At 71.9% G+C, this 21,559-nt stretch carries 21 protein-coding genes and 1 tRNA gene; 13 read left to right on the top strand and 9 right to left on the bottom strand.

Translation table 11 applies throughout. From position 1 onward, the window contains the following. Window positions 1-124 precede the first annotated feature (124 nt). From DNL40_RS04470 to DNL40_RS16980, 3 genes are read left to right on the top strand one after another with little or no spacing between them, the layout of a single operon-like run. Window positions 125-625: an ImmA/IrrE family metallo-endopeptidase gene (locus DNL40_RS04470; protein ID WP_111250047.1), complete on the top strand. Its 501-nt coding sequence runs from the start codon at window positions 125-127 to the stop codon at window positions 623-625. Next, entirely contained in the window at window positions 622-1,590 is a 969-nt protein-coding gene (locus DNL40_RS04465; protein ID WP_111250046.1) for a hypothetical protein, read from the top strand. Before DNL40_RS04470 ends, DNL40_RS04465 begins: the two co-directional genes overlap by 4 nt. 57 nt (window positions 1,591-1,647) lie before the next feature. Continuing rightward, window positions 1,648-2,322: a sce7726 family protein gene (locus DNL40_RS16980; protein WP_146252017.1), complete on the top strand. Its 675-nt coding sequence runs from the start codon at window positions 1,648-1,650 to the stop codon at window positions 2,320-2,322. Here the strand turns inward: DNL40_RS16980 and DNL40_RS04460 are convergent. The 4 genes from DNL40_RS04460 to DNL40_RS04450 all read right to left on the bottom strand — a co-directional run bounded on the left by DNL40_RS04460 (window position 2,256) and on the right by DNL40_RS04450 (window position 5,564). Continuing rightward, window positions 2,256-3,329: a beta family protein gene (locus tag DNL40_RS04460; protein ID WP_111250045.1), complete on the bottom strand. Its 1,074-nt coding sequence runs from the start codon at window positions 3,327-3,329 to the stop codon at window positions 2,256-2,258. The genes DNL40_RS16980 and DNL40_RS04460 overlap by 67 nt on opposite strands. Window positions 3,330-3,792: 463 nt before the next feature. After that, entirely contained in the window at window positions 3,793-3,963 is a 171-nt protein-coding gene (locus DNL40_RS16335; RefSeq protein WP_179950932.1) for a hypothetical protein, read from the bottom strand. A 240-nt stretch (window positions 3,964-4,203) separates the two neighbouring features. Further along, window positions 4,204-4,276, bottom strand: a tRNA-Arg gene (locus DNL40_RS04455). 94 nt (window positions 4,277-4,370) lie between these two features. Continuing rightward, window positions 4,371-5,564, bottom strand: a complete 1,194-nt coding sequence (locus DNL40_RS04450) for an ROK family transcriptional regulator (protein WP_342766631.1) — start codon at window positions 5,562-5,564, stop codon at window positions 4,371-4,373. Window positions 5,565-5,651: 87 nt separating this feature from the next. Here DNL40_RS04450 and xylA point away from each other — a divergent pair, with 87 nt between their 5' ends. Both xylA and xylB read left to right on the top strand, forming a co-directional pair. Continuing rightward, window positions 5,652-6,809: a xylose isomerase gene (gene xylA / locus DNL40_RS04445; RefSeq protein ID WP_111250043.1), complete on the top strand. Its 1,158-nt coding sequence runs from the start codon at window positions 5,652-5,654 to the stop codon at window positions 6,807-6,809. A gap of 178 nt (window positions 6,810-6,987) precedes the next feature. Continuing rightward, on the top strand, window positions 6,988-8,475 hold the full coding sequence (xylB, locus tag DNL40_RS04440; protein WP_111250042.1) for a xylulokinase: 1,488 nt from the start codon (window positions 6,988-6,990) through the stop codon (window positions 8,473-8,475). A 160-nt stretch (window positions 8,476-8,635) separates the two neighbouring features. Here xylB and DNL40_RS04435 read toward each other — a convergent pair whose 3' ends face one another. The 5 genes from DNL40_RS04435 to DNL40_RS04415 form a co-directional block, all read right to left on the bottom strand. Further along, on the bottom strand, window positions 8,636-9,148 hold the full coding sequence (locus DNL40_RS04435; protein WP_111250041.1) for a hypothetical protein: 513 nt from the start codon (window positions 9,146-9,148) through the stop codon (window positions 8,636-8,638). Window positions 9,149-9,315: 167 nt separating this feature from the next. Further along, a complete protein-coding gene (locus DNL40_RS04430) occupies window positions 9,316-9,855 on the bottom strand; it encodes a dihydrofolate reductase (protein ID WP_111250040.1) in 540 nt (179 codons plus the stop codon). A gap of 1 nt (window position 9,856) precedes the next feature. Next, complete coding sequence (locus tag DNL40_RS04425; RefSeq protein WP_146252016.1) at window positions 9,857-10,672, bottom strand: thymidylate synthase; 816 nt, start codon at window positions 10,670-10,672, stop codon at window positions 9,857-9,859. Between the two features lie 93 nt (window positions 10,673-10,765). Continuing rightward, window positions 10,766-11,686 (bottom strand): hypothetical protein, encoded by a 921-nt coding sequence (locus DNL40_RS04420; RefSeq protein WP_146252015.1) that lies wholly within the window; start codon window positions 11,684-11,686, stop codon window positions 10,766-10,768. A 108-nt stretch (window positions 11,687-11,794) separates the two neighbouring features. Next, window positions 11,795-12,979 (bottom strand): glycosyltransferase family 4 protein, encoded by a 1,185-nt coding sequence (locus DNL40_RS04415; protein ID WP_111250037.1) that lies wholly within the window; start codon window positions 12,977-12,979, stop codon window positions 11,795-11,797. Window positions 12,980-13,110: 131 nt separating this feature from the next. On the opposite strand from DNL40_RS04415, the gene DNL40_RS04410 reads away from it, so the two are divergent. The 8 genes from DNL40_RS04410 to DNL40_RS04375 all read left to right on the top strand — a co-directional run bounded on the left by DNL40_RS04410 (window position 13,111) and on the right by DNL40_RS04375 (window position 21,543). Then, on the top strand, window positions 13,111-15,300 hold the full coding sequence (locus tag DNL40_RS04410) for an amylo-alpha-1,6-glucosidase (RefSeq protein WP_218925996.1): 2,190 nt from the start codon (window positions 13,111-13,113) through the stop codon (window positions 15,298-15,300). Between the two features lie 112 nt (window positions 15,301-15,412). After that, window positions 15,413-15,838 (top strand): MerR family transcriptional regulator, encoded by a 426-nt coding sequence (locus DNL40_RS04405; protein ID WP_111250036.1) that lies wholly within the window; start codon window positions 15,413-15,415, stop codon window positions 15,836-15,838. Window positions 15,839-15,914: 76 nt separating this feature from the next. Further along, window positions 15,915-16,484: an OsmC family protein gene (locus DNL40_RS04400; RefSeq protein WP_111250035.1), complete on the top strand. Its 570-nt coding sequence runs from the start codon at window positions 15,915-15,917 to the stop codon at window positions 16,482-16,484. A gap of 25 nt (window positions 16,485-16,509) precedes the next feature. Further along, entirely contained in the window at window positions 16,510-17,247 is a 738-nt protein-coding gene (locus DNL40_RS04395) for a hypothetical protein (protein ID WP_111250034.1), read from the top strand. Between the two features lie 10 nt (window positions 17,248-17,257). Beyond that, window positions 17,258-18,124 (top strand): dimethylargininase, encoded by an 867-nt coding sequence (gene ddaH / locus DNL40_RS04390; protein WP_245885658.1) that lies wholly within the window; start codon window positions 17,258-17,260, stop codon window positions 18,122-18,124. Window positions 18,125-18,177: 53 nt separating this feature from the next. Beyond that, complete coding sequence (locus DNL40_RS04385; protein ID WP_425450756.1) at window positions 18,178-19,485, top strand: aspartate aminotransferase type Ic; 1,308 nt, start codon at window positions 18,178-18,180, stop codon at window positions 19,483-19,485. 139 nt (window positions 19,486-19,624) lie between these two features. Next, window positions 19,625-20,707: an ATP-binding cassette domain-containing protein gene (locus DNL40_RS04380; protein WP_111250033.1), complete on the top strand. Its 1,083-nt coding sequence runs from the start codon at window positions 19,625-19,627 to the stop codon at window positions 20,705-20,707. Beyond that, a complete protein-coding gene (locus tag DNL40_RS04375; RefSeq protein ID WP_111250032.1) occupies window positions 20,704-21,543 on the top strand; it encodes an ABC transporter permease in 840 nt (279 codons plus the stop codon). The genes DNL40_RS04380 and DNL40_RS04375 overlap by 4 nt, the downstream gene beginning before the upstream one ends. Window positions 21,544-21,559 lie beyond the last annotated feature (16 nt).

The following is a 21,559-nucleotide window of genomic DNA, read 5'->3' as shown; positions in this document are numbered from 1 at the left end:
GCGCCGCTTCCAGCGAACGAGGCCTGTCAGTGGTGGCATTCTCTTTCGTGGAGGCGCGGCGTAGCCTGCTGCGGGGCGCCTCCAGGCGACCCTATAATGAGGTCCCACAAGCCGGGAGGTGCCCATGTCGTCCCTCGCCGCCGAGCCGACACGGTTGTCTAATGCGGCAATACGCGAATACGCCGAGCGCATTGGCGAGCATTACAACATCTACGACCGTGCCGGTACCGCCGACGTGCGCGCACTCGTACGAGAACTGGGCGGATCGATCGCAATCGGAGATACCAGAGAGTCGCTCCGTGTCATTCGCGAAGGCCAGTTCGTGATCTACCTTCCGCGCGTGACCTCGTCGCGTCGAGATCGCTTCACGATCGCACACGAGTTAGGTCACTACTTCCTGCACTATCTGCACGCCAAGCGAGCAGACGGCGCCATATTTGGCCGTGGCGAGAGGAACGATGTGGAGACGCAGGCGAACGTCTTTGCCGCTTCGTTGTTGATGCCAGCGGAACCGTTTCGAAAGACCTACGCCCGGCTCAGAGGCGACACACACGCAATTGCCCGAATTCTTGAAGTGTCGCCCGCCGCCGTGGAGGTGCGCGCGCAGGTTCTTGGTCTCCGATGACGAAAGCAACTCCGCGATCGCTACTCTTTCTGTCCTGCGACCTTGTTGGCTCGACCCAATATAAGCAGCGCGAGCCTCTATGGCAGGAAGCCTTCCTTTCGTTTTATCGGGAGTTCCCTCAGATTCTCGGCGAACTGACGCTAGAGAAGAAGTACGCGCCTGGGTTTGATCTTTGGAAGCCTGTCGGTGACGAACTGATCTTTACGACTCCCGTCACAACGGAAACGGACGTGTTTCGCGCCACCCGAATCTGGGTTGAGACCATGGACGCGTACGAGAAGGGCCCCTTGCGGGATGTCGGCATGAAGACCAAGGGCGGTGCATTTATCGCCACCTTCCCTGGCCCAGACAGCGAGAGTTCCATACCGCGGGATCCGACAATCGAGAAGTCGGACAAGGGTGTCGTAGAACTAAACGACGAGGCACTCACGACGCGGTCGCCGAACTATCTGTACGACTACTTCGGCCCCTCTATCGACACCGGCTTTCGGGTGCTGTCGGCCTGCTCAAATCGATACTTCACCCTATCCGTAGAGACCGCATGGGCACTGGCACAATGCGCCGTCGACAGTGGTGTGCGCAACGAGTTCCCTGTTTCCGATCTCCGGCTCCTCGACTCTCGCGAGTTCAAGGGTGTTTGGAATGGCCGAGAGTATCCGCTATTTGCCCTCGATCGGCACAGTCTTGATTCCGTGTATGTTGCGATGGCGAGGATCCACTCAGAAACTGTCGAACCGATCGACGTGGTGAACCTCTGCAGGGAGTGCCTGGGTAAGCCTGATTGGCCATCCGGCATCTACCTCCCCGACTCCGGCCATGTCGAGTTTCGCAATACACCGGTCGATACTCTCGACGATCTGCGAACAAATAGCATGGAAGGCGCCGAGACGGTGCTCCCCGAAGGCGACACCGGCGACAACCTGGAGCAGGACGCCCCCTTGGGCGATGAAGTCGTACAATCATGATCGAGTTTCGTACAATGCCGCCCGCACAGCAGCAGCAAGGCCGCCAGGGGACCCTTCGTGCGTGATGCCGATGTGCGCGCTGCACTGGTTCTGGACATCGAGAAGCGACACGCTGGTAGGCGATACCTCCTGGTGCCAGAAGTCGACGTCCGCTGGAGTGTCCCTGCACGCATAGACGCGCTGATGATCGCAGATCGGCTTACCGCCTTCGAGATCAAGAGCCAGTCGGACTCGCTGGCGCGCTTTCCGCGCCAAGTCTCGGCTTACGAGGCCGTAGCGGAGCGAGCGGCGCTTGTGTTGACAGCACGCCACGTGGCGTCAGGGCTCCGCATGGCGCCCGATTGGTGGAGCGTGTGGCTTGCCGAAAACTCTTCGGGCCAAGTAAAGCTCCGGCGCATTAGGGGCGGCGCACTCAATCCGAGCGTGAACCCGTTGGCAGTCCTCTCGTTCATGCCCCGTGATGCGCTCGTGGCGGCTCTGCGACAGGTAGGCGAGCGCGACGCCACTCGCCTACCAGTGGACAGCATGAGAATTAGGCTCGCTGACGCGGTCCCGCGTCCAATGCTCATGCGGATTGCTCGAAGCGCGATGCTCGCACGAAATGATTGGCGACGTCGCGCCTTGTTGCCTCGAATAGAGCAAAGAGAGTGCGAACTCTCCAAAGATCACAAGGTGCCTGGCGGCGGTGGCGGCGGGGGACTAGCGAGCTGGCGAGCAACGAGAGAAAAGTGATGCTCGGTCGCCAACTGCCGCCACTTGCCGGGCTGGGATTCCTTATCCGCACGCGCGGCGATGTCGGAGAATCGCTGATCAGCCCTGCTGAATGTCGAACCCATCCAATGGGTGCTACCTGTTAGGTGCTTGCAGCATGCTTCGAATGCGCCACCCAGGCCTCCACCAGACGACGGCACCGCCCGTCGGTGAACATGAAGGCGATCCTCGCTGGAGTACCTAAGATGACCGTACCGCGGAGATACAGGTACCGGGTCGCTGGGCGGGTACAGCGCGTAGTCGCCGTACGTCACGTTGATGCCTGCACTCCTAAGCCTTAGCCAGAGCCACCACTCGCGACGTTTGACAGTCCAATCTCCGACCTGCACAAACGAGCCGCTATTGGGCGTTCCGATGGTCACGAGTTCTCCACACTGGCCGATTGCTGCGATCGCGCGTCGTGTCTCCAGTTCGAGCTGGTCAAGTTGAGTCGTCTCGAGCGTGTCGGACCAATCCAGGATTACGTCGACACTTCCCTCGGGAATTGCAGCCTCGGTTGCAAGCGCTGTCACAGTTCCTGTGATCGCACTTGCGCCGCCGCGCATGGCGTGCATGGGAATCCTCAGTCCCAGCCTCCCGGACGTTCTCGCGGCGTCTGCCGCGGCATGCATCGTCAGCATTGTGTCGGCGAGTGCGACGACCGGGATGAGTTCCAACGGAGGTTTGGCAACGCTGTTAAGTGCCGCCAGTAGGCGCCACCACTGAGCTCGCTCGTTAACCTGCGCGATGCGGCTGATATCCACGTATAGTGGCCCGTCCCAGAGCCGTGCGACGTCGTCGAGAAAGTACGACGCGTCGGTCGCTGTCCCCTTTGACCGCTTCTGAAGTCCTGTAGTCGGATCCACCTGCGCCAACGAGGCCGGCTGGAGCTCGAAGAGTGGCGTGATGTCAAGGGATCGCGGCGAGGCGAGCAGGGCCTTGATCTCGGCTTCCCGGGCTTTGAGCGTCGGGACGTACTTGTCGGCCATCTGATGCGCAACTTTCCATGAGTCCGCCTAGGGGCTTCTAGACTGGCAGATGTCCGACGTCTCGTCGGGAACGCCGAGCCGGGTGTTTGAAAGTCACCCGATGACGTCAGCGTCCTGACCAGTGGCGGAGTCGCTGCTCGCTGTCGTGCCACACAGCACGTAGACCTGCCCCGCCCCGAGCGCGGTAGGGCCGTCGGCTCTGCGGGCTGTTCTAGTCGGCCCTGCGCGAGCCCTGTCAGCGGGTGCGCCAGCCCGGGCCAGCACCTCGCGGTCCTGCGGCAACGTGCCGCCCCAGATGCCCCAGCGAGGTCACGCGTCCTCCCTCACGAGAGCGAACGCCAGACGCGCCTCCCGTACCGGGCGGTCCCTGGCACACCGCGAGCTCGCCGCGGTCGCCTTCGAGAGTCGCCCTTGGGCTCCAACTGCCACGACGCGTCGTCGGCCGGCAAGCCGTTCGAAGCTGCTAGCGCATGTCCTGGCTGTGGCGAATGAGGATCCGAGCACTGGTCATCAGACCGGCGTGACGTCGGCGGGGGGGGGCGACGCCCGGCAGCCAAGAGTCCGCGGTGCCGTTGAGGAACGCCTTGAGGTTGACCACGCTGCCGTTGTCCTTGACGACCACCACCGGCAGCACGTCCCCGGCCTTCGGTTTTATGCCGGTGCCCGGCCCGGCGATGTACCACTTATCGAGACGACCTTGGCCTTGTCGGCGTTGATCCCGATGACGCCCAGCGTTCCGACGTCCATGTTGACGCTCGCTCGGTTCCCCCGCTCTCTCACGCGCAGGGCCCCCACCACACAGAACGTGCGGCACCATCTGGGCCGTCGTGCGGTCGTCGCGGCGGCCCGGGAAGGGTCGATGCCTCAAACACTGTGCGCCTGGGCAGATTCGAACTGCCGACACCCGCTTTAGGAGAGCGGTGCTCTATCCACTGAGCTACAGGCGCTCACACCGACCACGCAGGCCAGCGCGAACCCGCCGTCGGGCACGAACCCTCGGGCGAACCGCCCACAGCCTACCGGGACCCGGCAGCCACACCCTCACACCCAGTCGGCGGGGCTCGCCAGCACGTCGCGCAGCACTTCCCTCGCCCCGCCGGCCATCGCTGCGTAGGGCCCAGCCTCCGCGGCCTGCACCTCCACGGGCGCGAACGGCGCCGACAGCACGCGCTCGGCCAGGAGCGCCCGCACGTCGTCGCGCAGCCACGGCAGCAGCGTGGTGTAGGCCCCGCCGAGCACGATGGTGCCGACGTCGACGAGGTTGACGAAGTCGGCGAGCGCGGAGCCGAGCGCGGCCCCTGCCTGCCGCACGGCACCGACGGCGCCGTCGTCGTGCGCCTGGAGGGCGTGCACGAGCGCTTCGAGCGGCGCGTCGACGGCGAGCCCGGCGCCCTTCATGAGGGCTTCCTTGCCGGCGTACTGCTCGAGGCAGCCGAACGCCCCGCAGGAGCAGCGGGGCCCGGAGGGGTCGACGACGACGTGCCCGATCTCGCCGTTCCAGCCCCGCTCCCCCAGGAACAGGTGGCGGTCGACGACGACGGCGGCGCCGATGCCGACGTCGGCGGAGACGTAGAGGAAGGAGGGCGAGACGTCGCCGGTGAGCTCGGCGAGGGCGGCGAGCTTGGCTTCGTTGGCGACGTCGACGGGCAGGTCGCCGAGGCCGAGCAGGGGCACGGGTGCGACGGACGACCAGCCGAGGTTGGGGGCGACCTGCAGCAGCCCGGTGCGGGCGTCGACGAGGCCGGGCAGGGCGAGCCGGGCACCGGCGACGCGCATGCCCTCCGCCTCGGCGTCGGCGATCAGGTCCTGGGCGAGGGCGCCGAGCCGGGGCAGCACGGTGGCGGGGTCGCTGTCGTGGAAGGCGCCGGGCACCACGCGCTCGTCGACGGTGTCCCCTGTGAGGTCCATCACGCTCGCGCCGAGGTAGTCGACGTTGACCTCGAGCCCGAGCCCGACGACGGACCGGGCGGCGGGTGCGAGCGGCACCGCCGGCCGCCCTGCCCGCTGGGCGGCCACGGGCGGCAGCTCCGTGAGCAGACGCCCTGCCACCAGGCGGTCTACCAGCGTGGACACGGTGGCCCGGGCCAGCCCGGTAGACGTGGCGACGTCGGCACGCGAGAGTGGTTCCGGCGACTCGAAGACGGCCCGTGCGACCAGCTCGAGGTTGCGTTCGCGCAGGCTGTGCTGGCGCGCTGCCGCGGCTCCCCGGGGCGTCGTCGGCGGGTCGAGTGTCACGCCTTGACTGTAGCGGAGCATCACGCAATAGTTCAGCCGTACAACTAATGCGCCCGCCGAGGCGGCGCGGCTCGATGAGGAGACACCGTGAGCGACATCAAGTACTCGTTCGGCCTGTGGACCGTGGGCTGGAACGGCGCCGACCCCTTCGGCAGCGCCACCCGCCCCGCGCTCGACCCGGCCGAGTCGATCCGCAAGCTCGCCGACCTCGGCGCGTCTGCCTTCACCTTCCACGACAACGACGTCTTCCCCTTCGGTGCGGGCGAGGACGAGCGCCGCCAGCACATCGACTCGGTGAAGAAGGCCGCCGAGGAGACCGGCCTGGTCTGCGAGATGGTCACCACCAACACCTTCACGCACCCGATCTTCAAGGCCGGCGCCTTCACGTCGAACTCCCGCGAGATCCGCCGCTTCGGCCTGCGCAAGGTCCTCAAGAACGTGGACCTCGCCGCCGAGATGGGCGCGGGCCTGTTCGTCATGTGGGGTGGCCGCGAGGGCACCGAGTACGACAACTCGAAGGACCTCCACACCGCGCACGCCCGCTACGCGGAGGGCATCGACACCGTCGCCGCCTACATCAAGTCCAAGGGCTACGACATGAAGATCGCCCTGGAGCCCAAGCCGAACGAGCCCCGCGGCGACATCTTCCTGCCGACGATCGGTCACGCCATCGCGCTGATCGACACGCTCGACAACGGCGACATCGTGGGCCTCAACCCGGAGACGGGCCACGAGCAGATGGCCGGCCTCAACTACACGCACGGCCTCGCGCTGGCGATGTACGCGGGCAAGCTGTTCCACATCGACCTCAACGGCCAGCACGGCCCGAAGTACGACCAGGACCTGGTGTTCGGCCACGGCGACCTGCTCTCGGCCTTCTTCACGGTCGACCTGCTCGAGAACGGCACCCCGAACGGCGGCATCTCGCGCTACGAGGGCTACCGCCACTTCGACTACAAGCCGTCGCGCACCGAGGGCCTCGACGGCGTCTGGGAGTCGGCCGCCGCCAACATGGCCACCTACGACCTGCTCGCCGCCAAGGCGAAGGCGTACCGCGAGGACGCCGAGGTCCAGGCCGCGTTCGAGAAGGCCGGCATCTTCGAGTCGGCGCAGCCGACCCTGGCCGAGGGCGAGTCGTTCGAGTCGTTCCTCGCCGAGGCCGACCCCAACGCCGACGAGCTCGCCGAGCGCCACGAGGGCCTGGTGCAGCTGCACCAGCTCGCCCTCAAGCACCTCATCGGCTAAGACCGCGGTGCCGCCGTGCTCCCCGGCCCGCCGGGGAGCACGCTGATCGACCGGTGAGCCCCGCCGTCGGCCTCGTGCCCGACGGCGGGGCTCGCCGTCCGTCCGACGGCGCCCAGCCCGCCGCAGGACCCCGAGCCTCCCCTCCCCTCGCAGCCTCACAGACGCCCTAGGAGCACCGATGCCCCTCGTCGCCGGCGTGGACACGTCCACCCAGTCCTGCAAGATCGTCGTCCGCGACGCCGACACGGGCGCCCTGGTGCGCAGCGGCTCGGCCAAGCACCCGGACGGCACCGAGATCGACCCCCGCCACTGGTGGGACGCCTTCCAGGAGGCCGCCGAGAAGGCCGGCGGCCTCGCCGACGTCGCCGCCGTCGCGGTGGGCGGCCAGCAGCACGGCATGGTGGCGCTCGACGCCGAGGGCCGCGTGATCCGCCCCGCCCTGCTGTGGAACGACACGCGCTCCGCCGAGGCGGCCGAGCAGCTCATCACCGAGCTGGGCGACGGCGACCGCGAGGCCGGCGCTCAGGCCTGGGCCGACGCCGTCGGCTCCGTGCTCGTCGCCTCGCTCACGGTCACGAAGCTGCGCTGGCTGCGCGACGCCGAGCCGGAGAACGCCGCCAGGGTGGCCGCCGTCGCCCTCCCCCACGACTGGCTGAGCTGGCGCATCGCCGGCTACGGCCCCGAGGGCGAGTCCCCGCTGGGCCCGCAGCTCGACAAGCTCTTCACCGACAAGTCCGACGCCTCGGGCACCGGCTACTACGACGCCGAGGCCGACGGCGGCGCGGGCGCGTACCGCCCCGACCTGCTGCGCATGGCGCTGGGCCGCGACGACGTCGTGCTGCCGCGCGTGGTCGCGCCGTCCGAGGCGGGCGCCACCGCGCACCCGTCCGTCGCGGGCGCCGACGTCGAGGGCGGCGCGCTCGTCGGCCCCGGCGCCGGGGACAACGCGGGCGCCTCCCTGGGCCTGGGCATGGAGCCGGGCGACATCGCCATCTCCATCGGCACCTCCGGCGTCGTCTCCGCCGTCGCCCCCAAGCGCACGGCCGACGGCTCGGGTGCGATCAACGGCTTCGCCGACGCCACCGGCAACGCCCTCATGCTCGCCGTCACGCTCAACGCCGCCCGCGTGCTCGACGCCGCCCGCTCCGTGCTCGGCGCGGACTTCGACGAGCTCGCCTCCCTGGCCCTGGCCGCCCCGGCCGGCTCCGACGGCCTCGTGCTGGTGCCCTACCTGGAGGGCGAGCGCACCCCCAACCGCCCCGACGCCACGGGCACGCTCCACGGCCTGCGGCTCAAGAACCAGACGCGCGAGCACATCGCCCGCGCCTACATCGAGGGCATGCTGTGCGGCCTGGCCGACGGCCTCGACGCCCTGCGCGCCCTCGACGTGCCGATCGAGCGCGTCATGCTCATCGGCGGTGCGGCGCAGTCCCCGGCCGTGCAGCAGATCGCGCCGCAGATCTTCGGCCTGCCGATCTCCATCCCCGAGCCGGGCGAGTACGTAGCCGACGGCGCCGCCCGCCAGGCCGCCTGGGTGCTCGCCGCCGCGACCGCCGGGTCCGACGTCGACGCGCCGCAGTGGTCGACGACGATCGCGAAGGTGCTGGAGCCCGACCCGCAGCCGGTGATCCGCGAGCAGTACGCGGCGGTGCGCGACCTCGTCTGAGGTACGCCTCCGCACGGCGAGGCCCTGCCGCCGGTGAGCGATCACCGGCGGCAGGGCCTCGTCGCGTCTGGTGCCGGGAGCAGGCCGGCACGGGCGGCGTGTCGGAGCCGCGCCGACGACGGCGTGCCCGGCGGGCGCCGCCTCCGGCGGGCAGCCAGGCTCAGCGCCGCGCGCTCCCCCACCGGGAGACGTCGGGGGCCAGGGAGAGCCCCGCGGCGACGACGCCGTAGAGCAGCGCGGGTCCTGTGTGCGGCAGCGCCTTGCCGGCCGCCGCCCGCGCCTCCCCCTTGCGGTACACCCACCTCTCGATGGCGACCGCCCCGGCCACCGTGCCCGCCACCGCCACCGCACCGAAGGCGACGATGGCGGCCTTGACCCCGCCGCCCAGCTCGACGTCCGACTCCGGCACCGGTTCGCTGGTCGCCGCAGCCTCGGTGGCAGCAGCACGGGCGGCCTCCTGGGCGGAAGCGCGGGCGGCGGCCTGGTCGGCACGGAACGCCGGCACGGACGTCGCGGCGCTGGCCAGGGCGAGCCCCGCCTTGACCCATCCGCGGGCACGCCGGCTGCTGATGAAGTCGGGCGTGGCGTAGTAGGCGGTGGTCGCCACCCCGGCGGCCAGCGCGGTCAGCACCTGGACGCGCGTCGGGACGGTCGTGGCCTGCGTGGACGGCATCGGGCGGCTCCTCGGAGGTCGGCGCCGGCGCTCAGCGCCGGCGGACTCGGCATCGGCCGGTCACCTGGTCGAACGGGCCGCACCGCGCGCAGGTTCCCCGACGCGGCAGACGCAGCGCGGCAGACCCGTCGCGCGGCGCACCGGCCAGCTGCCAGCGGCCGACCGCCTCAGCGGCGCACGTAGGTGCGGAACCGGTAGGCGAGCTCACCGGGGCCGGACGACGTCGCCCAGCCGCCCTCGGCGGCGCCAGGCACCTCGCCGTCGTCGGGCAGGCGCCACTGCGCGGGGTCGACGGCGGGGGCGAACGTGTCCCCCTCGACCTCGAGGTCCACCTGGGTGACCTCGATGCGGTCGGCCAGGTCACGCTCGATCGCCTCGCGGTAGATCTCCCCGCCGCCCAGCACCCACACCTGGTCGCCGCCCGGCGCCTCGGCCGCGAGCGCGAGCGCCTCGTCGAGGGAGCCTGCCCGGGTGGCGCCGTCGTCGGCCCACCCCGTCTGGCGGGTGACGACGAGGTTGGTGCGGCCGGGCAGCGGCTTGCGGGGCAGGGAGTCCCAGGTGCGGCGGCCCATGACCACGGGGTGGCCGGTGGTGAGGCTCTTGAAGCGGGCGAAGTCCTCGGGCACGCGCCACGGGATGGTGCCGGAGGCGCCGATGACGGGGCGGCCGTGGGCGTCGCGGGCCTGGGCCCAGATGAGCGCGATCACGTCAGACCGCCACGGGGGCCTTGATGGCGGGGTGGTGCTGGTACCCGGCCACGGTGATGTCCTCGTAGGTGTAGTCGAAGATCGAGTCGCGCGGGGCGAGCTGGAGCGTGGGGTACGGGTAGGGGTCCCGGGTGAGCTGCTCGCGGACCTGCTCCACGTGGTTGTCGTAGACGTGGCAGTCGCCGCCCGTCCACACGAACTCGCCCACCTGCAGGCCGGTCTGCTGGGCGACCATGTGGGTGAGCAGGGCGTAGGAGGCGATGTTGAAGGGCACGCCGAGGAACATGTCGGCGGAGCGCTGGTAGAGCTGGCAGGAGAGCTTGCCGTCGGCCACGTAGAACTGGAAGAGCAGGTGGCAGGGCGGCAGCGCCATGTCGCTCAGCTCGGCCACGTTCCAGGCGGAGACGATGAGGCGCCGCGAGTCGGGGTTGACGCGGATCTGGTCGATGACGCCCTGGATCTGGTCGACGTGCTGGCCGTCGGGGGTGGGCCAGGAGCGCCACTGGACGCCGTAGACGGGGCCGAGCTCGCCCTCGGGCGAGGCCCACTCGTCCCAGATGCTGACGCCGTGCTCCTGGAGCCAGCGCACGTTGGAGTCCCCGCGCAGGAACCACAGCAGCTCGTACGCGACGGACTTCATGTGGACGCGCTTGGTGGTGACGAGCGGGAACCCCTGGGACAGGTCATAGCGGATCTGCCGCCCGAACACGCTGGTGGTGCCGGTCCCGGTGCGGTCGGACTTGTGGGTGCCGTTCTCCAGCACGTCGCGCAGGAGGTCCTCGTACGGGGTGGGGATGGGCGCCGCCGGCTCGGTCATGGCCGCCAGTCTAGGTCGGAGCCCGGGGGCGGACCGGGGAACCGGGCCGTGGCGATCACCACCGGCCGGGCTCCCTCGGCGGCACCCGTGGCGTCAGCGACCGTGCGGGTGCTCGGACTCGCGCAGCTCCTTGAGCTCGCGTCCGCGCCGTCGGTAGCCCGCCCACAGCACGAGGACGGCGACGGCGACGATCGCGCCGATCGCCACACCCCAGGCGGTGGCGGCGCGGAACGCCGGGGCGTTCTCGTTCAGCAGCTGCTGCCCGGCCACGGCCGCCTCGTTGGTGCCGAGCACCACCGAGAGGGTGAACAGGTTGGGCAGCGCGAGCACGAGGGCGATCACGAGGAACGCGACGCGCAGGCTCCAGGTGCGGCCGGGGCGGGCGGCCTGCCAGGCGACGGCCAGCGGCACGCCGGTGAACACGGCTCCGAAGAACAGCCCCCACCACACGCCGAGCGGGGTGGTGCCGTCGACCATGTCGCCGACGACCTGGCCCCACCAGCGCGGGATGATCTGCATGAGGATCAGGACGACGACGAGCGCGGCCGCCGCGAGGATCAGCCACACGAGCACCCGGCGGCCCACGAACCGCCAGTCGATGCCTTGCTCGTCCTCTGCCGGACGCTCGCCGGTGCGGGGGGCGGTGTCGGGGCCGGCGTCCGCCGCGCCCGCTCCCGGCGCGCTGGCGCCCGGCGCCCCTGTCCCGGTCCCTGACGCTCCGGAGCCCGACGCCCCGGAGCCGGGCGAGGCGACCCCGGCCCCGGCCCCGGTGCCGCGCGGAGGCACGGCCGCCGGGAGGTCGCCGCCGGGGCCGCCCGGGTCAGCCGGGGACGAGACGTCCGACGGCGGTGCGCCCGCGGGCCGGCCGGTGGACGGCACGCCGGCGGCCTCGTCCGCCAGAGGCGTCCAGGTCTCCTCGTCGGCCGAGGGGAGGCCCGCCGGCGGCGTGCGCGGCGTCTGAGCGCCCGGCGAGGCCGGGCGCCCGGGGTCATCGGCGTGCTCGCGTCCGCTCATGCTCTCGATCGTCGCAGCGGCCGTGGACCGCCGCATCGTGAGAGCCCTCCGGCCAGCACCCGGCCAGCGCCGCGCTGGGCACGGGCCGACGCACAGGCCGGCGCTCCGTCACGCGGCCAGCTCCACGCCGTCGGCGCCCTCCTCGCCCACACGGTCCTGCTCGAGCACGGGCTCGGCGGGCTCGACGAGCGACCGGTAGACGCGCTCGTACCCGGCAGCCATCACGGACAGGTCGAACCGCTCCTCGGCGCGGCGGCGGCAGGCCCACGGGTCGAGGGCGTCGGCGGCGTCGATGGCGGCGGCGATCTCGCTGACGCCGGCCTCCGGCTGGAGCACCAGTCCGGTGACGCCGTCGTCGACCACCTCCGGCACGGAGCCGCGGCGGGTGGCGACCACGGGGGTGCCGCAGGCCATCGCCTCGGCCATGACCATCCCGAACGGCTCCTCCCACTGGATGGGGAACACGAGGGAGCGGGCACCGGCGAACAGGTCGCGCTTGGTGGCGGCGTCGGCCTCGCCCACGTACTCGACGCCGTCGCCGAGGCGGGGGCGCACCTGCGCCTCGAAGTAGTCGCGCTCGGCGGCCTCGTTGAGCTTGCCGGCCAGGAGGATGGGCCGGCCGGCCTCCCGGGCGGCGTCGATGGCCAGGTGCGGTGCCTTGTCGGGGCTGAACCGGCCGATCCACAGCACGTAGTCGTCCTTGTCGGCGCGCACCGGGAAGGAGGCGACGTCGATGGCGTTGTGCACGGTGCCGCACCAGGCGATGCGCGGGTTGGCGCGGCGCTGGGCGTCGGAGATCGCCACCACCGACACGGTGGAGCCGAGCAGCTCGTGGTACCTGCCGTTCTCCCCGGTGACCGGGCCGTGCATGGTCACCACGGTGGGGGTGGTGCGCCCGGCGGCGAGCAGGGGGCCGCACAGGGTGTTGTCGTGCACGACGTCGACCCCGGCCTCGTCGAGAACCTGGCGGGCACGTGCCGCGGCGACGGCCTCGGGCAGGGGCTCGCCCAGGCGGGCGGTGGGCGGCTCGTCGTAGACGGCGTGGAACTCCTGTGCGGCGGTGCCGTTGCGACCGGCCCCGACGAGCACCACCTCGTGCCCGCGCTCCACGAGGGCGTCGACCAGACCGGCCACGACGGCCTCGGTGCCGCCGTACCCGGCGGGCGGCAGGGAGAACCACGGCGGGGCGACCATGCCGATGCGCAGCGGCGCGCCGTCGGACGGCGCGGGCGCGGGCTGCGGGCGGGCCACCGGTTCGGCCGTGGCCGTGGTGAGCGTGGGCGAGAGCGACATGGAACCTCCCTACGGTGCCGGGGAGACCACGGGCGAGGGCGCGGGTCTCCTCTCGGGTGGGAACAAACCTGCAACTCGGGTTATAAGTGAGTGTCAACGAACGCGCAAGACTCACCGACCGGAGGTCTGTGATGACGACGCCGACCACGACCGGCACCCCGACGGACGCCACCGACGACGGGACGCCCCCCGCACCCAGCACGGCGGCCAGCGCCGAGGCGTGGCACCGCCCCCTCGAGCCCGCCGCCACCGGCCCCGGCACGAGCGCCCCCGTGCCGCGCAGCGTGGCGCCCGTGGCCCGCCCCTCCATGACCCTCGTCGAGGGCACCTCGTTCTGCGTCAGCGCCCTCGACGGCGACATCGACCCGGGTGCCGCGCACGGCCTGTTCGTGCAGGACACCCGCATCCTGTCCCGCTGGCGCCTGCTCGTGGACGGGGTGCCCGTCGACTCCCTGTCGGCCATCGGGTCGGAGCCGTTCGAGGCCACGTTCGTGGGCCGCTCCGCCGGCCGTGCCCAGGGGCTCGAACCCACCGTCGTCGTCGAGCGCCACCGCCTCGTGGCCCACGGCATGCGCGAGGACGTCACGCTGCGCAACCACGGGCTCGAGGCCGCCGCCGTCGACGTGGAGCTCGAGGTGGAGAGCGACTTCGCCGACCTGTTCGAGGTCAAGGACGGCCGCCACCGCGGCTCGCGGCCCGTGGGGCGCCGCGCGGTGGGCAGCGACCTCGTGGCATGGCTCGAGGGTCCCGTCTCGCGCGGCGTGCGCGTCAGCGCCCAGGGGGCCGTCGCCGCCCCCGGCCGTCTGCGCTGGTCCGTGGTGATCGAGCCCGGCCAGGAGTGGACGACGACGGTCGAGGTGGTGGCGAGCGTCGACGGCGACGAGATCGCGGCGTCGTTCCCGCTCGGCGCGCCGGTCGCCTCCTCAGGTCCCGTGCGGCGCATGCAGGGCTGGCGCGACTCCACGCCCGAGATCCGGGTGGACGACCCGGCGCTCGCCCACGCCATCGCCCGCAGCCAGGAGGACCTGGGCGCGCTGCGCATCGTCGACCCCGAGCACCCCGAGGACGACGTGGTGGCCGCGGGTGCCCCGTGGTTCATGGCCCTGTTCGGCCGCGACTCCCTGCTCACCGGGTGGATGACCCTGCCCTTCGCCCCGGGGCTCGCGCTGGGCACGCTGCGCACCCTCGCTCGCCTCCAGGGCACCCGGGACGACGCCCGCTCCGAGGAGCAGCCCGGCAAGATCCTCCACGAGGTGCGCCTGGGCGCCGACCTCTCGCTCGCTCTCGGCGGGCAGAGCGTCTACTACGGCTCCGTCGACGCCACTCCCCTGTTCGTCATGCTCGTGGGGCAGGCCGCCCGCTGGGGCGCCTCCCGCGAGGAGATCGAGCCGCTCGTGCCGGCCGTCGACGCCGCGCTCGCCTGGATCCTCGAGCACGGGGACGTCGACGGCGACGGGTTCGTCGAGTACGCCCGCCGCACCGACCGCGGCCTGCTCAACCAGGGCTGGAAGGACAGCGGCGACGCGATGGTGCACGCCGACGGCGCCCTGGCCGCCGCCCCGATCGCCCTCGCGGAGGTGCAGGGGTACGTGCACGCCGCCTACCGCGCGCGGGCGTTCCTCGCCGAGCACCTGGGCCGGCCCGAGGAGGCCGCCCCGTGGCGGGCCCGTGCCGACGCGCTGCGCCGCCTCTTCCACGAGGCGTACTGGCTGCCCGAGCTGGGGACGTACGCGATGGCGCTCGACCGCGACAAGCGCCCCCTCGCCGTCGTGTCCTCCAACGTGGGCCACTGCCTGTGGACCGGCATCGTGGACGACGCCGTGGCCGACACCGTCGTCGAGCGTCTCCTGGCTCCCGACATGTTCACGGGGTTCGGCATCCGCACCCTCGGCTCCGGCGAGCGCGGATACAACCCCGTCAGCTACCACCGCGGGTCGGTGTGGCCGCACGACACCGTGCTCGCCGCCGCCGGCATGGCCGCCTACGGGCGCCGCGACGCCGCCACGCGCGTCACGGACGGGCTGGTGGACGCCGCGAGCGCGTTCGACGGGCGCCTGCCGGAGCTGTTCTGCGGCTTCGACCGGCACGACAAGCCGGTCCCGGTGCCGTACCCGACGTCGTGCTCGCCGCAGGCGTGGGCGGCGGCGGTGCCGTTCGAGGTCCTGCGGATCTCGCTGGACCTGGAGCCCGGCGGGGACGGGGCCCGGGTGAGCGCCGGCCACACCGAGGGCCGGGTCGGCACCGTGCGGATCGACAACCTCGCCGTGGGCGACGACCGGCTCTCGGTGTCCGCGGACGAGGCGGGCGTGGACGTCGGCTGAGCGCGCTCCCCGGACCGCCGCGGCCGGCCGGGCCCGGCCGCGGCAGGCCCGGCCGCGGCGGGCCGGGCGCGCTGGGTTCTGCCGGAGCGGGTCCGTAGGATCGACCGGAAGCATGGAGCTGCCTGACCCCGACGAGGAGGTGCGTGCGGTGGAGGACGACGCCGGCGCCTCGCCCGCCGTCCCGGCCGACCAGCCGTTCTACACGATCGGTCAGGTGGCGCAGCTGCTGGACGTGCCTGCCGCCCAGCTGCGCCGCCTGGACGCGCTGGAGATCGTGCAGCCGGACCGCACGGAGGGCAACCAGCGGCGGTACTCGGCGCGGGAGATCGAGCGGCTGCGCGAGGTGATCACCCTCGGCGAGGAGGGCGTGACGCTGCCGGGGGTGCGCAAGATCCTGGAGCTGCGCCGCCGGGTCGGCGAGCTGGAGGACCAGCTCTCGCGGCAGGCGGACGAGCTGGCCGACGCGCGGCGCGACGCGGGGCTCGGAGCACGGGGCGAGGCCGGCGCGGCAGCGCCCGGAGCAGGGCACGAGGGCTGAGACCGGGACTGCCGGCCGCTGCCAGGGTGTTGACCTCACCGCACGCCCAGCGCACACCGGTGGAAGGATCGACCCCATGTCCGAGCAGTCATCGCACCCCTCTGCCACGCCGAGCCCGGCCGACCCGCCGGCACCGGCCGCCACGTCTGCCGTCGACCCGGCCTCGCTCGACGACGTCGCTCCCGTGACGCCGACGCCGTCGGACCCGCTGTGGGTGGAGCGCAACGGCACCCGCACCTACACCGGCTACTCGGGCCGTGGCGCCACCGTGGCGATCGGTCCGGCGAGCGCCGGTGCGGTGTTCACGCCCGGCGAGCTGCTGAAGATCGCGCTGGCGGCGTGCGCGGGCATGAGCAGCGACCTGAAGCTCTCCCGCGTGCTGGGTGACGACTACAAGGTGACGATCCGTGTGGACGGCCCCAAGGACATGGCGGAGGACCGCTACCCGGTGCTGCACGAGGTGTTCGAGATCGACCTGTCCTCGCTGGACGAGCAGACGCGTGACAAGACGCTGCTGCTGGCGCAGCGGTCCATCGACCGGGCGTGCACGGTGGGCAACACGCTCAAGGCCGGGGCGCTGGTGCCGCCGGCGGAGTTCGTGCCCCCGACGCGCGAGGAGGGCGCCGAGCAGGGCACGGTGGGGTAAGGACGCCGAGACGGGGAGGACGAGCGTGGCCGAGCACGGCAAGGACGTCACGAAGGACGCGGGGCAGGACGTCGACACGAGCCGTTGGGAGCAGTACCGCCCGACGACGTTCCTGGACACGATGGTGGGCAAGGCGGTGACCGTGCCGTCGTCCACCATCCACAGGCACGTGGACAAGCTGCGGCGGAAGAACCCCGAGGCGTCCCCGGCACGCATCGTGCAGCTCCTGGAGAAGGAGTACCTGGCGGTGGTGGCGACGACGGGCGGCGCGGTCGGTGCCGCGGCGGCGGTGCCCGCCGTCGGCACGGCGGCGGGCGTGGCGCTGACGACGGCGGACATCGCGACGTTCTTCGCGGCGTCGGCCGCGTTCTCCCTGGCGGTGGCGGACGTGCACGGCATCGACATCGACGACGTGCCACGGCGCCGCGCGCTGCTGCTGGCCACGGTGCTGGGTGACAAGGGCGCCAAGGACGTGGAGTCCGCGATCGGCGGGTCCACGACGGCGTGGGGCAAGGTGCTGCTGACGTCGATGCCGCAGGGCAGCGTCCGCAAGGTCAACAAGGCGCTCGCGGGGCGGTTCCTGCGCCGGCAGGTGGCCAAGCAGGGGTCGCTGGCACTGGGCCGGCTGGTGCCGTTCGGCGTGGGCGCGGTCGTGGGCGTGGCCGGCGGGCGGGCTCTCGGTCACGGGGTGGTGGCGCAGTCGCGCAAGGCGTTCGGGCCGCCGCCGGACCGTTTCCCGCGCGTGGTGGAGCACCAGCCGTGATGCTGGGCGCGTGACCTCCTTCGCGTCCGGGCGGCGCCGCTACCTGATGTGCCGGCCCACCTACTACTCCGTCAGCTACGAGATCAACCCGTGGATGGACCCGTCCGTCCCGGTGGACAACGCCCTGGCGGTGGCCCAGTGGGAGCGGCTGCGTGACGTGCACCGCGACCTGGGGCACACCGTCGAGGAGATCGACCCGGTGCCCGGCCTGCCCGACATGGTGTACGCGGCCAACGGCGCCACGGTGATCGACGGCATCGTGTACGAGTCGTGGTTCCGCTACCCGGAGCGGGCGGCGGAGGGCCCGGCGTACCTGCGCTGGTTCTCCGACCACGGCTACGTCACGGCCAAGGCCCGGTACGTCAACGAGGGCGAGGGGGACGTGCTGCTGGCCGGCTCCCGCGTGCTGGCGGGCCACGGGTTCCGCACCGACGTCGACGCGCACGCCGAGATGGAGGTGCTGTGGGGCCGCGAGGTGGTGTCCCTGGAGCTGGTGGACCCGCGCTTCTACCACCTGGACACGGCGCTGACGGTGCTGCGGGGCGGCGACGGCGTCGGGCCGGGCGGCGTCGCCTCCGACGACGAGGTGGACGTCGCCTACCTGCCCGCCGCGTTCTCGCCGCGGTCGCAGGAGGTGCTGCGCACCCTGTACCCGGACGCGCTGCTGGTCTCGGAGGAGGACGCCGCCGTGCTCGGCCTGAACTCGGTGGCCGACGGCGAGCACGTGGTCATCAACCCGGCGGCCACCGGGTACGAGGGCGGCCTGAAGGAGCGCGGGTACGAGGTGATCGGGGTGGACACGTCCGAGCTGCTGCGCGGGGGTGGCGGCGCGAAGTGCTGCACGCTCGTGGTGCGGGGCGAGCCGCGGTCCGCCTGACCACCGGTGCCGTGGGTGGGCGCGACGGCCGCCGTGGCGACTAGCCTGGCGACGTGAGCACTCCTGCGCCGTCGTCCACCTCCCCCTCCCCCGGTGCCGCCGACCTCGCCGCGATGCTGCCGGCGCTGCGCGACCGGTACGCCGAGCTCCAGGCCCGTGGCCTGAGGCTGGACCTGACGCGCGGCAAGCCGTCGGCCGAGCAGCTCGACCTGGCCGAGCCGATGCTGTCGCTGCCCGGCGTCGGCGTGCACACGGACGCCGACGGCGTGGACGTGCGCAACTACGGCGGCCTCGACGGCCTGCCCCAGCTGCGCCGCATCTTCGCCGAGCTGCTGGACGTCCCGGTCGAGCAGCTGTTGGCGCTCGGCAACGCCTCGCTCACGCTGATGCACGACGCCGTGGCGTACGCGTTCCTGTGGGGGGTGCCCGGCTCCGAGCGCCCGTGGGGCCGGGAGGAGAAGGTCCGCTTCGTGTGCCCGGTGCCCGGATACGACCGGCACTTCGCGGTGTGCGAGGCGTTCGGCATCGAGATGGTCACCGTGCCGATGACGCCGGACGGGCCCGACGTCGAGGCCGTGGCCGCCCTCGTGGCCGACGACCCGACCGTCAAGGGCCTGTGGGTGGTGCCCACCTACGCCAACCCCGACGGCGCCGTGGTGTCGGAGGCCGTGGCCCGCCGCCTGGTGTCGATGCCCGCGGCCGCACCCGACTTCCGCATCTTCTGGGACAACGCGTACGCGATCCACCACCTCACCGAGAACGAGACCAAGACGGCGAACGCGATCGACCTCGCCGCCGAGGCGGGCAACCCGGACCGCGTGCTGATGTTCGCCTCGACCTCCAAGGTGTCGTTCGCCGGGGCCGGGGTGGCGTTCTTCGCCTCCTCTCCCGCGAACGTGGCCTGGTACAAGAAGCACCTGTCGGTCCAGTCGATCGGGCCGGACAAGGTCAACCAGCTGCGGCACGCCCTGTTCTTCGGCACCGCGGACGGCGTGCGCGAGCACATGCGCAAGCACCGCCAGATCCTCGCGCCCAAGTTCGCGGCCGTGACGCGCATCCTGGCGGAGCGGCTGGGCGACCTGGGCGTGGCCTCGTGGACCGACCCGCAGGGCGGCTACTTCGTGTCCCTCGACGTCGAGCCGGGCACTGCCGCGCGCGTGGTGCAGCTCGCCAAGGAGGCCGGGATCGCGCTCACGCCGGCCGGCGCCACGTTCCCGTACGGCCAGGACCCGGAGGACCGCAACATCCGGCTCGCGCCGTCGATGCCGCCGCTGGCCGAGGTCGAGGTGGCGATGGACGGCGTCGCCACGTGCGTGCTGCTGGCCGCCGCCGAGAAGGCGGCGCACGCCACCACCCCCTGACGCTGTGGGTGCGGCTCTGGCCTGGTTCCCCGCGGGAACCGGGCCAGAGCCGCACCCGCGAGCTTTCGTGCTGGCCGATGAGTTCGGTGTGGGTGCCCCGTCGTAGCGTGGTAGCCGTCGACGAAAGCAGGGAGCACCCATGTCCGACCTCTCACCGCCGCTCGCCGTCGAGGCCTCCGGCCTCGTCAAGCACTTCACCTCCGGCAAGCGGACCACCAAGGCGGTCGACGGCGTCGACCTCGCCATCCCCGAAGGATCCGTGTTCGGGCTGCTCGGCCCCAACGGGGCCGGCAAGACGACGATCGTGCGCATGCTCGCCACGCTGCTCGCGCCCGACGCCGGCACGGCGCGCGTGCTGGGGCACGACGTCGTGCGCGAGGCCGACGCGGTCCGCACCGCCGTCGGGCTCACGGGGCAGTACGCCTCCGTGGACGAGGACCTCACGGGCGTGGAGAACCTGCTCATGCTCGCCCGCCTCTTCGGGTTCCGGGGGGCCGCGGCCCGGCGCCGGGTGGACGGGCTGCTGGAGGCGTTCGGGCTGACCGACGCCGGCGGCCGGCAGGTCAAGACGTACTCGGGCGGCATGCGGCGGCGCATCGACCTCGCCGCCTCCCTGGTGCTCGCGCCGCGCGTGCTCTTCCTGGACGAGCCCACCACGGGCCTCGACCCGCGCAGCCGCAACCAGGTGTGGGACATCGTGCGCGTGCTGGTCGAGGACGGCGCCACCGTGCTGCTGACCACGCAGTACCTGGAGGAGGCCGACCAGCTCGCCGACCAGATCGCCGTCATCGACCACGGCACGGTGATCGCGCAGGGCACCTCGAGCGAGCTGAAGCGCTCCGTGGGCCAGGGGGCGGTGCACCTGCGCGTCGCCCGCCCCACGGACCGTGCGCGGGCCGCCGAGATCACGGAGCGGCTGCTGGGCGAGGTCACGCTCGCCTCCGACCCGCACGCCCTCTCGGCACGGGTGCCCGACGACGGCGGTGCCGCCGTCGCGCGCCTGCTGCCCGCGCTGCACGAGGCCGGCGTCGAGGTGCCCGAGATGAGCCTGGGCCAGCCGAGCCTGGACGAGGTGTTCCTCGCCCTGACGGGGCGGCCGGCCGAGGAGGACGAGCCCCGCGACGGCACGGGCGGCACCGGCGGGAGCGACGACGGTGCCGCCGGCACCGACGCCGGGCGGCGGCGAGCCACCACGACCGGCACCGAGGAGGTGGCCCGATGAGCACGCAGACGACCGACGAGACGCAGCCCTCGGTGGCACGGCTGCGCGAGGCGATCGCGCTGCCCGAGCGTCCGCCCCGCCCCTCGGCCCTGTCGATGACCCTGACCTTCGGGTGGCGTGCGCTGCTGAAGATCAAGCACGTGCCGGAGCAGCTCTTCGACGTGCTGGTCTCCCCCGTCATCTTCACGCTGATGTTCACGTACCTGTTCGGCGGGGCGCTGGCCGGCTCCACCCAGGCGTACATCCAGTTCCTGCTGCCCGGCATCCTGGTGCAGACCATCGTGATCGTGACGGTGTACACCGGCTACACGCTCAACACGGACATCACCAAGGGGGTGTTCGACCGGTTCCGCTCGCTGCCGCTGTGGCGGCCCGCACCGATCGTGGGTGCCCTGCTCGGTGACACGGTGCGCTACTCGATCGCGTCGGTGATGTGCATCGGCCTGGGCCTGATCCTCGGGTTCCGGCCCGACGGCGGCGTGGTGGGCGTGGTGCTGGGCGTGCTCCTGCTGCTGGTGTTCGCGTTCTCGCTGAGCTGGATCTTCACCATCCTGGGCCTGCTGTTGCGCACCCCCAACGCCGTGATGGGCGTGTCGATGATGGTGCTGATGCCGCTGACGTTCGCGTCGAACATCTTCGTGGACCCGTCCACGATGCCGAGCGGGCTGCAGCGGTTCGTCGAGATCAACCCCGTCTCGCACCTGGTGACGGCCGTGCGCGGGCTCATGGCGGGCCAGGCCGACGCCGGCGAGATCACGTGGGTGCTCGTGGCCTCGGTGGTGCTGACGGCCGTGTTCGGCCCGATCACGATGCGGCTGTACCGCACCCGCCGCTGACCTCCCACCCCCGGCC

The organism is Xylanimonas oleitrophica, assembly GCF_003244315.1.
Lineage (GTDB): Bacteria > Actinomycetota > Actinomycetes > Actinomycetales > Cellulomonadaceae > Xylanimonas_A > Xylanimonas_A oleitrophica.
This window is presented reverse-complemented; position numbering and strand designations above follow the sequence as displayed.